Source organism: Paenibacillus sp. FSL W8-0187, assembly GCF_037969755.1.
In the GTDB taxonomy this organism is placed as follows: domain Bacteria; phylum Bacillota; class Bacilli; order Paenibacillales; family Paenibacillaceae; genus Paenibacillus_AQ.
This window is the reverse complement of sequence record NZ_CP150206.1, coordinates 1,009,688-1,023,992: the sequence shown is the minus strand read 5'-3', so window position 1 is coordinate 1,023,992 and position 14,305 is coordinate 1,009,688. Positions and strand designations below refer to the sequence as shown.

The window sequence follows — 14,305 nt, the reverse complement described above, 5'->3', positions numbered from 1 at the left end:
AATGATGCCATGGAGGTTAATGGGTAAAAAACATTCGCGGAAATCCAGACCTAGGAGGAAGGTACCCATGATCAAAATACATACGATGACATCGCTCCAATATCAATACCAACGGCCGCAGCCGGTGGCTGCACCCAAAAGAGAGGAAGCGAAAGATAAACCCCTCACCTTCCAAGAGATCCTCAATCAGAAAATGAAGGAAAAGAATCTGAAGCTGACCTAAGCGACGCTTACCTATTATATCGTTGAGCCATCACAACAAAAGGACCGTTTCCCCAATCGCCAAGATTGTAGGGAGCGGTCTTTTTGTTGGTTGAAACCCCTTCCCTTATATCCTTTGGCCTTGCCATGTAACGTAACGTTTCGCATATTTCGTCTCGTATTGTTTCGTTTCGTTCCCGTTTTCGAACGGTTACCCTCGCATAGTAATAACCGGGCGGCTGTATCACATGGAGCCTCCCGGTCATTCAATAACTTATAGTGATGCTGTCCGCACTCCGGCAATAGAATGAATTAAATCATCATTCCCATTTCCCGTGCCGCCTCCATCAGGATTGGCGCATGTTCGCGGAGCGTTTCCGCTGACAGACGGGTGACTGGCCCTGACATCGACAGTGCTGCCGCCACTTGACCATTCCGGTCAAAAATCGGTACAGATACCGCAGCGGCCCCAGGCTCGCGCTCTTCGATGCTGATCGCGTATCCCTTCTCCAATATTTCGGCCAGCTGCTGCCGGTAAACGATCCTATCAACTGACTCCGGCCAATCCGGCGCATTCAGCAGCTCCTCCTGATCGGCCGGTGGCGCAAAGGCCACCAGAACCTTGCTAGAGGCGCCAACCGACAACGGTAGTCGTACTCCGACCTGGGCGACCCGCCGAATGCCCTGGTTGCTCTGAACCGCTTGAATCCGAAGACGATCCGAACCGTCTCTTAAATACAAACTCACCGTTTCCCCAAGCCGATCCCGCAAGGCTTCCATCGCGGGCAAAAGGCGAATCGCCGGGTCGTCGCTTTGGGACAGATGCATAGACAGCTCCCATATTTTCAAGCCGAGCCGATATTTCTCCGTTTCTTTATTACGAACAACGAATCCTTTGTCTTCCAGCGTTGCTAACAGCCGATGTACAGTACTTTTATGTAATCCGATAAGGGAAGAAATCTCCGTGAGGGCAAGTTCACTTTCTTTCGTAAAACACATCAATATATCAAGTGCCCGCTCTACAGCACGCACCGTTAATTTACGATCTTCCATCCCGACCAGCTCCTCTCCTGTTTCATTCTATGAAACCTGGTTACAAGAATTATATGAGAATTCTTCTCAAAAGTAAACCATCGAGACAGGGACTTTACAGTTGTCTTACAATCTATGGATTTGCATTGACTTTATAGGCATCCGGGCATACGATTATTATAATTTCAACTCTTTCATGTTAACGAAACATATCCAGACTATATGGTAAGGAGGGGCCACTTATGAGCACAACGACTGGTAGTAATGCCCCACTCTCCCAATTAAATGACACGCCAGCCGAGCTGTCGACGGGCTTAGTTCGTTTAAAGCATATTATATTAGCGTTGTTATTATCTGTCGTTTTTTTCCTTGTTTTCTGCTTTATTGCGCTTCATGCTTATATTGCTTGGGTTTTGTCGAATCCAACGGTTGCTCCACTCTATTCTAACCCCAAGCTTGCTAAAGATATGAATTACGAGAATGTCACATTCCACTCCATTGACGGTAAACGAAATATAAATGGCTGGTATATACCGGCCGAGAATTCTTCTAAAACCATCGTGCTCAGCCATGGTTATGGCGCCAATCGGGAGGAAACCTGGGTACCGATGTACGATCTCGCCCATTATGCGCATAATATGAATTTTAATGTGCTTATGTTTGATTACGGTTTTGCCTCCCAGACCAGCAAGGAAGTGGCGACCGGAGGCAAGGAAGAGAAACGCCAGCTTCTTGGAGCCATTGAACATGTAAAGCAGCGCGGCGCGAAGCAAATTGTCGTCTGGGGCTTCTCCATGGGGGCCGGAACCGCACTACAGGCAGGGCTTGAGACCAAGGATGTGGATGCCATGATTCTGGACAGCGCCTTTTTATTGGAGCCGGACACGCTTTACCATAATATTCACAACCAGATCAATCTCCCTCGTCATCCGTCCCTGGAGATTCTGGAGCTGCTCTTCCCGGTGCTTAACGGCACAAGCCTGGATCAGATCCCTTACAATGAGGTGAAGAAGCACGATTATCCGTTCCCGATCTTGTTCATCCACGGAACGAAAGACGATAAGGCACCTTACCCGATCGCCGAGAAGATTGCTTCCAATCAGACCCATACGGATTCGGATTCCTGGATTGTAGAGGATGCGCATCATGAGCTTATCTTCCGTGAGCACCCTAAAGAATATCTGCGCAGAGTATCCACCTTTCTAGGAAAACTCGAAACTCCGGATGAATCCTGATGCTTTATTGATCATACGGCCCATCACCCCCCGCTGCTTTGATGCAGCGGGGGGATTTTTAATTTCCTCCTCATAATACAGGCCGCTAACTGAATATAGTGTGTTTAGTGAACCTGATACTGGAGGGAACGGACATGTTATTTATTTACGGAGCGAAGCTCCCGATACGATTACTCGAAGAGATTCGCTATTGGAAACATCAGGAAAGGAAGCATACCGGGCTCATCAAAGCTATTGTTCCGGATCTGGAGCCGGTCTATGTCAAGATGCTGGATCAATGGGCCGTGGTGTTCGCTGACACGGAAAAAGCGGCAGACGAACTTCTGCGCCACATTCTTCGTTATGACGCACCTCCTTCACCTCAAGTGCTGGCCCAGGTCGAGCAGCTGTTGCGTGCTTCCTGCGAGCAATCCAGAGAGTTCATCCGCCAGCTCCACGGATTGAAGGAGAATAGTGAGGCTGTTCAGAAAGTTCCGCTCGCCGCCACGGTCCTGCACCATGTGATTCGGGAGTCCGAATACTTCCTGAACACGCTGGAGACGCTCAACTCCGCCGGAGCGCTGGAAAGATTCATGGATGTGGATATGCCGATGCAGTCGATGACGCTACACGAGGCCACGTCTCCTCCGCCGTCTCCTCCCGAGGCCGAGCTATCCATTCAAGGCATGGGAGACAGCGGCGGCAAGGCTGTTCCGATTGGCGGGCACCGCCTTCCTCCACTGCCTTACGCTTATAATGCGCTGGAGCCTCATATTGACGAGAAAACCATGCGGATTCATCACGACATCCATCACCAAAGTTATGTCGACGGTCTGAACAAGGCGGAGAAGAAATTGGAGGAGGCCCGAAAAAGCGGTGATTTCGAGCTGGTGAAGCATTGGGAACGCGAGCTGGCTTTTCATGGTGCCGGCCACTATCTGCACACGATCTTCTGGAACATTATGAACCCGCGGGGCGGTGGCGAGCCTGGCGGGGAGCTAGCCCAACAGATCAAGAAGGATTTTGGAAGTTTCGACCGCTTTAAAAAGCACTTTAGCGAAGCTGCAGACAAAGTGGAAGGCGGCGGCTGGGCAATCCTCGTATGGAGTCCGCGCAGCCATCGACTTGAAATTTTGCAGGCCGAGAAACATCAGAATCTCTCCCAGTGGGATGTCGTCCCTCTCCTCGCTCTGGATGTATGGGAGCATTCCTATTACCTTAAACATCAAAATAAACGCAAGGATTACATCAACGATTGGTGGAACGTGGTCTACTGGCCGGAGGTTGCGGAGCGCTTCAAGCATGCCAGCATGCTGAAATGGAAGCCTTTTTAATTCAAGACCTAGCTGGGCTGCTTCACATTGGTTAATATTGGGTATTATGTCTATAGCCCTCCTTACTTCATTATGGAGTTTAAGGAGGGCTTATCATTATTCAGTGACTCTCTGTACACTGGAGCACATTGGATAAAGGGATCGGGAGCCGATGAAATTGATGTTGAAGGATATGTCATAGGGCATCCCGATCAGACTTTCAATATATCCGTAAACCACAAGACTCTTGAAACCGGGCACTTGGTCATGAGTCCAGAATTGGACTTGATTATTCAAGCTAGGGAGTAACCCGACCCTATTGTTAGGTCTTTTTTACCATATATCTGGTTATTTATTCGGTTGAACGCTCCCATATGCTGGATTATGATATGACAGTAAGCTTGATAAGCAGTCTCTGTATGGCCTAAGGCGATACGAAGAGAAATTATGCGATCCATACTAAGACTGCAAGATTCAGCGTGCCGGTAAGAGCAGAACATCACCACTGAAGGGATGGGTCAGTGTGAACAGTAGGTTCAAATCACGTGTTTTCATTTTTGCTTTTGTGCTTATCATTTTAATTGTTGGAGGATGCCAGCCCGTGAACAATAACCAAGCCACTACAGACGACAGCTCGGACGAAGTCATAACGAAGGCTAAAACCACAGCCGTTCAGCATTTTAAAGAGAAATACAACTTGGATGTAGAAATTACCAAGGAAGAGATGATGCCTTCGATCGTAGCGGACAAGGTCAACCTCGAAGGGTTTGTCGTAGATCATCCTGAACAAACCTTTAAAATATCCGTTGATTTCAACACAGGCGAGACATCCAACTTCGTGATGAACCCGGAGCTCAGAAAAGCGATTAAGGGCGAGTGATGGGTTGTGGCTGCCTTTTGGCTGTAACTACATGTTCTGATCCTGCTGATTCATGTTAAGGAGGGAGTATATTTGAGTTCACCGCAAGTGGATGACGAGACATACCGATTGATGTCAGAAGCGGCTTATCTCGATCTGAAAAAAGAAGATACCGTTGAGGACTTGCCTGGATGGGAGGTCCTTGAGGACTATAAGAGCAACAGCATATCAGGTTTTGATGCGGTAACTTTCTACAACAAGGAAACGAACCAGGCCGTTATCGCATACCGGGGCACCGAGGCAGGCAAAGATTTATCCCATGCTCTCCCCGATTATTTGGCTGATGCGGATATTGGCATTGAAGAGATCAAAAGAAAAATCCCGGAATTTCGGCCACCTTGGGCGGACCATGTGGACAAAGTCAAAGAAGTCACGGGGATTAACGATGTCACGGATTGGTTCGGTGAACAATCGAGACAGATCGATAAAAAAACGGATATATGGGGAACCAACCAATTGTATCAAGCCGAGGATTATGCGCTGGAAATGAAGGAGAAATACAAGGACGTTGATTTCACCCTTACGGGTCACTCCTTGGGGGGAGCCAATGCGCAATATGCTGCCGCCTATACGGGCATGTCGGCTGTCACCTTCAGTGCTCCGTCGGTCATCGGAAGCCTCTCCCCTGAAGCCAGAAGAAAGGCAGAGAACGGGGAATTCGACTCTCAAATCACTAATTTCGCCCATCCTGGCGACATTATTGCCAGCGGTGCGCTCGGCGGCTTCGATGGCCACGTCGGTTCCACCTATTACATAGACTCCAGTTATAAAGACGCCAATGACGGGCTTAGCATAAAGGAAAAAATTGATAATACACTGGGCGGCCCCAATTATCATCAGCTTGACCGCTATCGATTCGAGAATGGCTACATTTCTAATCCCCTGTATGACGGTGCTACCGGCAAAGTCGTTGATTCGCCCAGAATCCCTGCCCATAGCGATCTCTTGTTTGGCCTTGGCGGGCCGCTGAGCAATCTGGGCTTAGGGTTGGGCGGCTCGCTGGCAGCCATAGCCGGCTCCGCAGGAGGCTCAGCTGGAACCATTCAGGTGACCCCTGCCGAGCTGCGAAGCGTAGCCGAGAAATGGAGAGCGCACGCCCATCAAAGTGATGCCGAACTACAGGGAATCCGGCAGCGCCTCTCCAAATACATGTTCTCCAGCCACAGCAGGCGTCTACAGCCGATTGTCCAGCAGCTGGATACATCCATCATGTCGATGAGTCAATGGCATCTGCAGCATACCACCGACATCGTTCAATATATTAAATTCAAAGCGAATTTATTTGAACGGACCGACAACAGCGGATAAACATCGATACGAAAACTACCGGGAGGGATGGAGATGAGTCGAGAGATTCTGCTGGAGCTTGATGATTTGCTTCAAGCCGAACGCGAGCTGTCAGGACTGCTGGCAGCCGTTCGAGCCGACGAACAGGAGGCAAGGGTCATGTACGCCCGTCTGCAGGATTGGAAGGGACAATCCGCCAATGTGCTGCGCGACCAGATTGAAACCTTCTTTATGGAGATGTCCCGCCGCATCCGGGATATCGAGGAGCAAAAACATGCACTCATCCAGTATGTGCAATATATGAAACAAGTGGATGGCGCTTCTTGAGGAACCCTTGCCCAACATCGATTATTGTGAGTTCACATTCATTATTAAGCACAAAAAAAGGCTTCGCCTCCGTGGGCGAAGCCTTTTTCATTTGTCTGGATCATGATTAGTCTTTAATCAAAGACAGAAATTCCGAACGCTGTGCAGAATCACTCTGGAAGGTACCGCGTACAGCTGACGTGACCGTCTTGCTGCCCGGCTTCTTCACACCGCGCGCGCACATGCACAGATGCTCGCCTTCCACTACCACCATCACGCCGTTTGGCTGCAGCGCCTCCACCATAATATCCGCGATTTGCGAGGTAATGCGCTCCTGCACCTGAAGACGGCGGGTAACCGCCTCTACCAGACGTGCCAGCTTGCTTAAACCGGCGATTTTGCCGCTAGGGACATAACCGATATGGACTTTACCAAAGAACGGCGCCATATGGTGCTCGCACTGGCTGTAATATACGATATCCTTCACGATAACCAATTCCTCATGATTCTCGTCAAAGGTAACCCCGAGAACATCCTTGGGATCCACTTCGTATCCGGCAAAGATCTCCTCATACATCCGCGTCACACGGGCCGGTGTCTCAAGGAGTCCCTCACGCTGGGGATCTTCACCGATCAGTTTCAATATTTGCTCTACATGATACTCGATCTGCTCTCGGTTATCGCCGACTTTATTGTTTACATAATCCTTTACACCTGCCACAGTACATCCCCCTTTTTCGTTCCATATAAAAAGCAAACGGTTAACTTATAGCCGCTGTTAGCGGCCTTTTAAATAGAAATGCCCCTCCGTCATCCATTCAGACGGGAGTGGGCTTTCTTGCATTATGATTTGCGTTTACGGCCTTGCCCTTTACCCGGAACAGGCTGATTTTTCATCATTTGCTGTGCACGCTGCATCTGCTTGCTATTCATGTTATACCCCATTTGTTTTGCCATCTTCTGCAGCATTTGCGGATCGTTCTGCATCTTTTCCAATTGCTTTCGCAAATAGAATACGCCGATGAAAAATCCGCCGACCAGACCCACGATCAATGTAATAATCGGAATGACAATATCCATCACTTGACCACCTTTTACTAATATCTGCCATTTAATGGCGCATACACGAACCTATCATAGCATGTCCTTTTCATCACAGCAAATGAAAATAACAGATACATGGCAGCAGACAGGACTGATGATACGCCTTGATCAACTACGACCCTTTCCGGTCCGGCATGGCTCCTTCTATCGTTAACAAGGTGCGTTTGATTTCCGGACCGCCGGCATAGCCGATCAAGGCTCCATCGGCTCCTACCACCCGGTGGCACGGCACGATGATCGGAACGGGGTTCTTGTTGTTCGCCCCACCTACGGCACGAACTGCTTTAGGACGCCCGATGGATTCGGCTACATCCTTATAGGAACAAACCGTTCCATAAGGAATGGACTTCAGCGCTTCCCATACCTGCAATTGGAATGAGGTGCCGCGCATGTCCAGCTGTACGTCGAACGCCTTTAGCTCCCCTGCAAAATACTGCTTCAACTGTGTGATCGCAGGAGCTAATCTTGCCTCGTCACGCTGATAGCCGCCGTTACCGGCCCAGGTCCGTGACCACTGCTGGATGACCGCTTCTTTCACATAGAAGCTGCCAAATTCAATAAGACATAATCCCTTCTCCGTTGCGCAGACCGTCAGCGGTCCAATCGGAGATTGAAGTTCATCGTAATACAGCATTTCCGGTCCTCCCTCAGGGACGGCCATCGGCTCGACTCCCTGAATAACAGGACTTTCCTGTCCCGGCTTGTCCCCATTAGAGGAACCTGCAACAGGAGTGCTAGCGGAGGAAGCATCAGCCGCAGCCCCAGCTACGGCAGACGCTTCTTCCTCACTTGGTTCATTCAGTTTATTCAAGGCTTGCTGCAGCATATCTCGTACTTGGGAGTCCCCTTCTGATTTCATGCTTTTCTCTAAGTTGTTCAACGCTTCTTCGCCTCCAATACGGCCCAGAGCCCATGCAGCGGTTCCCCGCAGCTCCGGGCGCGGGTCTTTCAGCAGTACTTCGCTCAGCTTCGGTACGGCTGAAATATCTTTAAAGTTGCCAAGCGCGATGACAGCATTGCGCTGAATCGGCTTTCGGCCGCGCCATGCGGCCGACGTATCTCCGAATGCCTCCTTGAATTCCCGGTTACTCATATCCAGGATGGGCAGGAGCAGAGGCTTGGCTTTTTCAGGATCGGGCTTGAAGTCCTCTTGATGAGTCCAGTTCTTGCCCCGGTTCTTCGGACAAACAATTTGACAGGTATCGCATCCATACAGCCGGTTGCCGATCTTGCGCATGGCCTCTTCGTCCAGAAACCCTTTGGTCTGGGTCAGAAAAGAAACGCAGCGCTGAGCATTCAGCTGCCCGGGACCGACAAGGGCGCCGGTTGGGCAAGCATCGATGCATTTGGTGCACTCCCCGCAATCCTCAGTTACCGGCGTATCCGGAGGAAACGGGATGTTCGTTACCATTTCGCCAAGGAATATCCAGGAACCGAATTTCGGGGAGATGATGGAGCAGTTCTTGGCGCTAAAGCCAATCCCGGCTCGCTGCGAAACCGCCCGGTCGACAAGCGCGCCGGTGTCCACCATGCTTTCAAGCTTCGCATCCGGCACGCGTTCTTTAATGTATTCCTCGAGACGGCTCATGGCCTCCCGGAGCACCTGATGATAATCCCTTCCCCAAGCTGATCGCGCCATAATCCCCCTGTATTTACCTGGCTCCGATTTGGGCGGGTTCTCCATCTTGGAGTGGTAGGTTATGGCGATGGCGATCAGGGACTTCGGCTCCGTGCCAGGGAGTGCGGGAGTAACCCGCTTATCCAGATCCGACTCCTCAAAGCCGGACTCATATCCCATATCCCGATGGTTTTGCAAAATTCCCTTTAGGGATTGGAACGGCTCCGCCGAAGCGAAGCCGATATCATCAATCCCAAGCTCCGGCGCAGCGGCCTTGAGCTCCTGCTTGAGCTCCTCCCATACCGAAGGCGGAGGAGCGTACGAGCCGAGTGTGTAGGTCATTCTCCAGCGCCTCCTTTTCTGGGATGATGTTCTGTCTTTCAGGCTACAGCTTTTTGATCTCGGACAACGGCCAGAAAATAAATTCGGCTCTGCCTACGATGTCGCTTTCCTTCACGCTGCCGAACATGCGGCTGTCCTTACTCTTTCCGAGATGGCGGTTATCTCCCATAACGAAGTATCTACCCTCTTCCAGTACTATAGGCTCAAAGCCAGGATCCTCGATCGGGACATCGGTATATCCTTCCTGCTTTGCAACCCCGTTTACGTACAGCTTCTGGTCCTTTACCTCAATGGTATCTCCAGGTACGCCCACGACACGTTTTACCAGAAACTCCTTCTTATCCGGGCCATCACTCGGGTCCTTAAGTACAATAACATCGCCATGGCTCGGTGCTGAAAAGCGATATACCACTTTATTAATAAATAGCCGCTCCGATGCTACCAGTGTCGGCTGCATAGATTCACCTTTAACCATAGACAGGTTGAACACAAACATATTTAGAAGCACCATAATAACAAATGCAATCGCAATCGTCTTTACCCAATCCCAAAGCTCGGCAGCCCAGCCGTTCTTCTTGCCAGGTTGATTCTGAGGTTCGTTGTTCACGCCATGCTCAGTTGAATCCGGAGAAATCACTTGTCCCATGCTACACCTACTTTACTTCGATTTCACCTCCGGAAAACGAAGGCGGCACCTTCAAAAAAAGGTACATTAATAGAAAAGCATATCTCCCACCCATTTGCAACGGCTGAAAGATATGCTTCATATCGAAAAAATGTCGTTTCTTATCTCTGTCGAAGCTTAAAGCCGCCGTTTGCGTCGCTCGTATGTACCGCTTTTGTCATTACGACTATTGACCAAGGATACTGAGCTTCTGGAACGACCGCAGGATTTGGCTGGCACCGTATCCCATGGCTTCATAAAATGGCATGGCTGCGGCGTTGTGCTCGTCTCCGGCTACCATAATCCGACTGACTTTCCGTGATTGAAAACGCTGTTCCATTGCCGAAATCAAAGATTTGCCAATCCCTTTTCTACGATAGTCGGGATGAATGGCAATGCGGTAATAACAACCATGATTGCGTTCGATCGTACCGATTAAGGCACCAACGATTTCACCGTTTTCTTCAGCTACCATAATCAGATCGGAATCCCAAGCTAGCTGCCTGGAGAAGGGCTCCATCGTGTTTTCGTAGCATTCTTCCGATAAAGCAATCTGAAGTAGCTCGGTTACGGGGTTACAGTCACTCAACTGAAAGGAACGAACATGCATTTCAAAATCTCCCTTTTCGTTAGCATGATGCGGTTTACCCGGTTTACAAAAATCTAGTATTCCGTTTACGCAAACCTGACATTTATATTACTACAAAAAACCCGAAAATCCTCTTTCCTTGTCCATTAAACCACATCTTTCTCGTAAATTCACGAGTTTTCTTCTGAAAGCGCTTTATAGGAAGCGTTTTCAGTATTTTAGCTGGATAAAATTCCATTTTTTTGTTGAATGCCAGGTTTGTTTCCTGCTGCTAAACCATTATCTCACTGTTAAAATAGGCCCATTAATTTCCAGTGGTTTTCTTTCTTATTTGAGATTTATACTTCGATAAAATAACCAACCTTCTCCAGTTCCACCGAGGATAAAGACATGTAGTAAAAAACAACAGCGTCCTCTCGGCTATGTGCCTCTGAGGAACGCTGTGTTTTTTGATCATGATATTTACTTACTGGAGAACGACGGTGTCGCCCACTTTCAGCCCTGACAAAACCTCGACTTTATCCAGCGTCTGCAAGCCGGTCTCGATATCCTGCCGTTCAATCTGGCCGCCTCCCTTGTCCACCATGACATAGGAGGCGCCTCCGTCCGTCATAACGGCAAGTTTAGGAACTACAACCGCCTTATCCTTCCGTTTGGTTACAATGTCTCCGTTCAGCGTCAGGCCGCCGATTAAACGATCTTCCTTCGGCAGCGAGATGATCACCTTAAACTGTGGTGTCTGGGAAGTTTGCTTCTCCTGGGCCGTCGTCTCGGCGAATTTAGCTACTTCCAGCACCTTTCCCTTCAGCTTTAGATCCTTGATGGACGGCATCTTAACCTCAACCGCCATGTCCGGCTTAATGCTGAATATATCGTTTTCCCCGACAAATGCCACTAATCGAAGAGAATCCAGGTCGACGATTTTGCCGATATACTGGTTCGCCGTCACCGATTGCGGCCGCTGCTGTGTCGGGTCGAACAGAAACAGGCCTGCTGCTGGTGATAAGTATGTAGCTTTCTTCAGCCTGTCATTCAAGTCGGCCATCGTCTGGCGCTCAATATCGTTAGTAACCTCGTCCAGTTGACTGCTCAGCCGAGCATTTTCCTGATCTGCCAGCACTTTAAGGCGTTCGGCCTCCGTTGCTAAAGTCGGGGCGCTATCGAGGTCCTGATTTAACGTAAACTCCTTCAGCTCCTTCTCCAGCTTCCGCTTCTGCAGCTCGGCTTCCTTCTGCTGAAGCTGCTGGCGAATGGCCGTTTGCTCTAATTTAAAAAGCGCATCGCCTTTCTTGATCTGCTGGCCGTTCTCTACGTTCCATGACTCCACTTTCGCTTCAAAAGGTGCGTACACATTGGTCTCCCGCCCGTATTCGGACGTTCCCTTGACCTGCACGGTCGAGACGATGGTTTCCTCGGTTACGGGAAATGAGATGACCTGCGGCTCTTCCATCATGGGAATCTCGGGTTCTTTCGGTTTCACCTGTCCGTATCCCCAATATCCCACCAAGCCCAGCACGGCAACGATAACCGTCCATTTTATGATTTTTTTTATCATACCGATTTAGCTTCCTTTCCGAAACTCATTATCCTAATCCCGCTTAATGGCCAGAAGTGCATTCGTTCTAGCTGCACTGATCGCCGGATAGATCCCTGAGAAGATTCCGGTCATCACAGCGAATGCAATGCCGATGGGCAGCGTCTCCAGCGTAACCGCAATTTGCAGCCCTGACATGCCCGCTGAAGCCATAATGAATGAATTTAGCCCCTTGATGATCAAAAATGCGAATACGATGCCAAGCAATCCGCCAAGCAAACCGAGCAGGCTGGCTTCTACGATGAACATGTTGCGGATTTGCGGCATATTCGCCCCCAGGACCTTCATGATGCCGATTTGTCTACGGCGCTGATGCGTAGACATCGTCATCGCTACGATGATCGATATCGAGGCCAATAACAGGATAAATACGCCGATGCCGAGAGCGATCGCTTTGAATGTATCCAATTGGGAAGCGACCTGATCACGCATAGCAAGATTGTCGCTCGCATTCAGCGCGAGCTTTGAGATCAAATCCTCGAGCGGTTTAATATTCTGCAGATCATCAACTTTGACGGTTAGATTATCGTATACCCGCTGTTTGGAAGCTGTCCCATTTTGCAGTTTCAAACTGTTTGTTAGCCATTCCGCCGTATCAAAGGAAATATAGGCCTGACGATCGTAGATCGCAAACTGGGCATCTCTTCCCGTAGGCACGTCCAGCACGCCTCCAACATAAAGCGCCGGGCTAAGCTGCTTCTTATCAGCGTCCATCTGCTCCAGCTGAATATTTTTACCGTTCATTTCCGATACGGTGCTCTCATACATCTGATATTCTTCCCATATCTTCGGATTGTTGGGATCGCTATTGATCATATTCATTAATCTTTCGCTCGTCTCTGCATCCTTCCATCCGGTTGTTGCTCCGTAATTGAGCACCATGGCACCGATCTGTTCAAGCGCGCCACCTTCCTTGAACCTGTTCCCCTGCTCTTTGAGCTTTGACAGGTCCACGGCCACGACGTTGAAGCCGTCGTTGATCAGGTTATCGGACGAAATGGCTCTAAAATACCCGAGCTGCTTGGAGGCTATAACGGATTTGACATGATCAAAGCCCTGAATCACCTGAACTTTATCATCCGTCAGCAATCCCCGGTCAGCTCCGGCCGCGGGGCCGCTGCTTTCTCCTTGCCCGCCTGAGCCCTGTGGAGTCACCGTAATTTCGTCAAGCTTCATACCGCCTATAATTTCCGTCTCCAGATAACTTTGGGCACCGTTGCCAATGCTGATCGCTACGATAATAGCCGCGCATCCAATCGAAATACCGGTCATGCACAGGGCCGTCACCACTTTACGACGTTTAATCTGTCCCCATGCCAGCCGTATGCTGTCTAAAATTATCAGCTGACCTCACCTGCCCCCTCCGTATGAACCGGGACCCCAGGCAGGGACGAGAGGCCGTTTGGCCCCCGTTGACCTGCTGCTGGCGTTATATAGTCCTCCGGCTGAACCAGATAACCGTCACGGAGCATAATCGTTTTTTTCATTTGGGCAGCGACTTCCATCTCGTGAGTAACGATGACAAATGTCGTTTTCATGGACTCGTTCAGCGCCATCATGATTCGGATAATTTCCTCTTCCGTTTTGGTGTCCAGGTTACCCGTCGGCTCGTCCGCAAAAATGACGGAAGGCTCGGTAATCAACGAGCGCGCAATACTAACGCGCTGCTGCTGTCCGCCTGACAGTTGGGACGGGTACAGTGAAGCCTTATCACCGATTCCCGTCATCTCCAGAAGCTCCATCGCTTTCTTCCGGCGCTTGGACGGAGAAACGGATTGAAAGACCAGGGGAAGCTCCACGTTTTCACGAATCGTGAGCGTTGGGATCAGTTCATAGGCCTGAAAAATAAAGCCGATATGCTTGCGCCGGAAGACAGCAAGCTTGTTTTCCCCGTACTTGACAATATCCTGATCGGCAATATAAATATGGCCTTCCGTCGGCTTCATCAGTCCTGCCATCAAGTTGAGCAGCGTAGACTTGCCCGACCCGGAGCTGCCCAGCAGGGCAATCATCTCCCCCTTCTGGACTTCGAACTGGATATTATGGAGCACCTTTAATACTTCGTTACCGTTCTTAAAGCTGTGCGATACATTTTCCAAACGCAACATGTTCGCTATTCCTT

General features: G+C 49.8%; 15 protein-coding genes. 6 read left to right on the top strand and 9 right to left on the bottom strand.

Going from position 1 to position 14,305, the window contains the following annotated elements; genetic code table 11:
* The first annotated feature begins 67 nt into the window (after positions 1–67).
* Entirely contained in the window at positions 68–223 is a 156-nt protein-coding gene (locus MKY48_RS04535) for a hypothetical protein (protein WP_339292386.1), read from the top strand.
* A gap of 290 nt (positions 224–513) precedes the next feature.
* Here MKY48_RS04535 and MKY48_RS04530 read toward each other — a convergent pair whose 3' ends face one another.
* A complete protein-coding gene (locus tag MKY48_RS04530) occupies positions 514–1,254 on the bottom strand; it encodes an IclR family transcriptional regulator (RefSeq protein WP_339292385.1) in 741 nt (246 codons plus the stop codon).
* A gap of 221 nt (positions 1,255–1,475) precedes the next feature.
* Here MKY48_RS04530 and MKY48_RS04525 point away from each other — a divergent pair, with 221 nt between their 5' ends.
* The 5 genes from MKY48_RS04525 (at position 1,476) to MKY48_RS04505 (ending at position 6,293) form a co-directional block, all read left to right on the top strand.
* Positions 1,476–2,468, top strand: coding sequence for an alpha/beta fold hydrolase (locus MKY48_RS04525; RefSeq protein WP_339292384.1), 993 nt, complete (start codon positions 1,476–1,478; stop codon positions 2,466–2,468).
* Positions 2,469–2,602: 134 nt separating this feature from the next.
* A complete protein-coding gene (locus MKY48_RS04520) occupies positions 2,603–3,781 on the top strand; it encodes a Fe-Mn family superoxide dismutase (RefSeq protein WP_339292383.1) in 1,179 nt (392 codons plus the stop codon).
* Positions 3,782–4,361: 580 nt separating this feature from the next.
* Complete coding sequence (locus MKY48_RS04515) at positions 4,362–4,640, top strand: hypothetical protein (RefSeq protein ID WP_076325901.1); 279 nt, start codon at positions 4,362–4,364, stop codon at positions 4,638–4,640.
* A 72-nt stretch (positions 4,641–4,712) separates the two neighbouring features.
* Positions 4,713–5,987 (top strand): hypothetical protein, encoded by a 1,275-nt coding sequence (locus MKY48_RS04510; RefSeq protein ID WP_339292382.1) that lies wholly within the window; start codon positions 4,713–4,715, stop codon positions 5,985–5,987.
* Positions 5,988–6,020: 33 nt separating this feature from the next.
* The gene (locus MKY48_RS04505) at positions 6,021–6,293 is read left to right on the top strand and encodes a hypothetical protein (protein WP_339292381.1); all 273 of its coding nucleotides are present in this window, start codon (positions 6,021–6,023) and stop codon (positions 6,291–6,293) included.
* A gap of 106 nt (positions 6,294–6,399) precedes the next feature.
* Here the strand turns inward: MKY48_RS04505 and folE are convergent, their stop codons facing one another.
* The 8 genes from folE to MKY48_RS04465 form a co-directional block, all read right to left on the bottom strand.
* Positions 6,400–6,993, bottom strand: a complete 594-nt coding sequence (gene folE, locus MKY48_RS04500) for a GTP cyclohydrolase I FolE (protein WP_071220880.1) — start codon at positions 6,991–6,993, stop codon at positions 6,400–6,402.
* Between the two features lie 122 nt (positions 6,994–7,115).
* Positions 7,116–7,352 (bottom strand): YneF family protein, encoded by a 237-nt coding sequence (locus MKY48_RS04495; protein ID WP_098741934.1) that lies wholly within the window; start codon positions 7,350–7,352, stop codon positions 7,116–7,118.
* Positions 7,353–7,488: 136 nt separating this feature from the next.
* Positions 7,489–9,336, bottom strand: a complete 1,848-nt coding sequence (queG, locus tag MKY48_RS04490) for a tRNA epoxyqueuosine(34) reductase QueG (protein ID WP_339292380.1) — start codon at positions 9,334–9,336, stop codon at positions 7,489–7,491.
* Between the two features lie 43 nt (positions 9,337–9,379).
* Complete coding sequence (lepB, locus tag MKY48_RS04485; RefSeq protein WP_339292379.1) at positions 9,380–9,982, bottom strand: signal peptidase I; 603 nt, start codon at positions 9,980–9,982, stop codon at positions 9,380–9,382.
* Positions 9,983–10,187: 205 nt separating this feature from the next.
* The gene (locus tag MKY48_RS04480) at positions 10,188–10,610 is read right to left on the bottom strand and encodes a GNAT family N-acetyltransferase (protein ID WP_076325907.1); all 423 of its coding nucleotides are present in this window, start codon (positions 10,608–10,610) and stop codon (positions 10,188–10,190) included.
* 445 nt (positions 10,611–11,055) lie between these two features.
* Positions 11,056–12,144: an efflux RND transporter periplasmic adaptor subunit gene (locus MKY48_RS04475; protein ID WP_339292378.1), complete on the bottom strand. Its 1,089-nt coding sequence runs from the start codon at positions 12,142–12,144 to the stop codon at positions 11,056–11,058.
* Between the two features lie 33 nt (positions 12,145–12,177).
* Positions 12,178–13,455 (bottom strand): ABC transporter permease, encoded by a 1,278-nt coding sequence (locus MKY48_RS04470; protein ID WP_339292377.1) that lies wholly within the window; start codon positions 13,453–13,455, stop codon positions 12,178–12,180.
* A 68-nt stretch (positions 13,456–13,523) separates the two neighbouring features.
* Positions 13,524–14,291 carry an ABC transporter ATP-binding protein gene (locus tag MKY48_RS04465; RefSeq protein WP_339292376.1) on the bottom strand — a complete coding sequence of 256 codons (768 nt, stop codon included), beginning with the start codon at positions 14,289–14,291 and terminating at the stop codon, positions 13,524–13,526.
* Positions 14,292–14,305 lie beyond the last annotated feature (14 nt).

What these genes read in the sequence shown, in the direction of transcription:
- MKY48_RS04535 (WP_339292386.1), top strand. Translation starts at nt 68, where the DNA reads ATGATCAAAATACATACGATGACATCGCTCCAATATCAATACCAACGG.
- MKY48_RS04530 (WP_339292385.1), bottom strand. Translation starts at nt 1,254, where the DNA reads ATGGAAGATCGTAAATTAACGGTGCGTGCTGTAGAGCGGGCACTTGAT.
- MKY48_RS04525 (WP_339292384.1), top strand. Translation starts at nt 1,476, where the DNA reads ATGAGCACAACGACTGGTAGTAATGCCCCACTCTCCCAATTAAATGAC.
- MKY48_RS04520 (WP_339292383.1), top strand. Translation starts at nt 2,603, where the DNA reads ATGTTATTTATTTACGGAGCGAAGCTCCCGATACGATTACTCGAAGAG.
- MKY48_RS04505 (WP_339292381.1), top strand. Translation starts at nt 6,021, where the DNA reads ATGAGTCGAGAGATTCTGCTGGAGCTTGATGATTTGCTTCAAGCCGAA.
- MKY48_RS04495 (WP_098741934.1), bottom strand. Translation starts at nt 7,352, where the DNA reads ATGGATATTGTCATTCCGATTATTACATTGATCGTGGGTCTGGTCGGC.
- queG (WP_339292380.1), bottom strand. Translation starts at nt 9,336, where the DNA reads ATGACCTACACACTCGGCTCGTACGCTCCTCCGCCTTCGGTATGGGAG.
- lepB (WP_339292379.1), bottom strand. Translation starts at nt 9,982, where the DNA reads ATGGGACAAGTGATTTCTCCGGATTCAACTGAGCATGGCGTGAACAAC.
- MKY48_RS04480 (WP_076325907.1), bottom strand. Translation starts at nt 10,610, where the DNA reads ATGCATGTTCGTTCCTTTCAGTTGAGTGACTGTAACCCCGTAACCGAG.
- MKY48_RS04475 (WP_339292378.1), bottom strand. Translation starts at nt 12,144, where the DNA reads ATGATAAAAAAAATCATAAAATGGACGGTTATCGTTGCCGTGCTGGGC.
- MKY48_RS04470 (WP_339292377.1), bottom strand. Translation starts at nt 13,455, where the DNA reads ATGACCGGTATTTCGATTGGATGCGCGGCTATTATCGTAGCGATCAGC.
- MKY48_RS04465 (WP_339292376.1), bottom strand. Translation starts at nt 14,291, where the DNA reads ATGTTGCGTTTGGAAAATGTATCGCACAGCTTTAAGAACGGTAACGAA.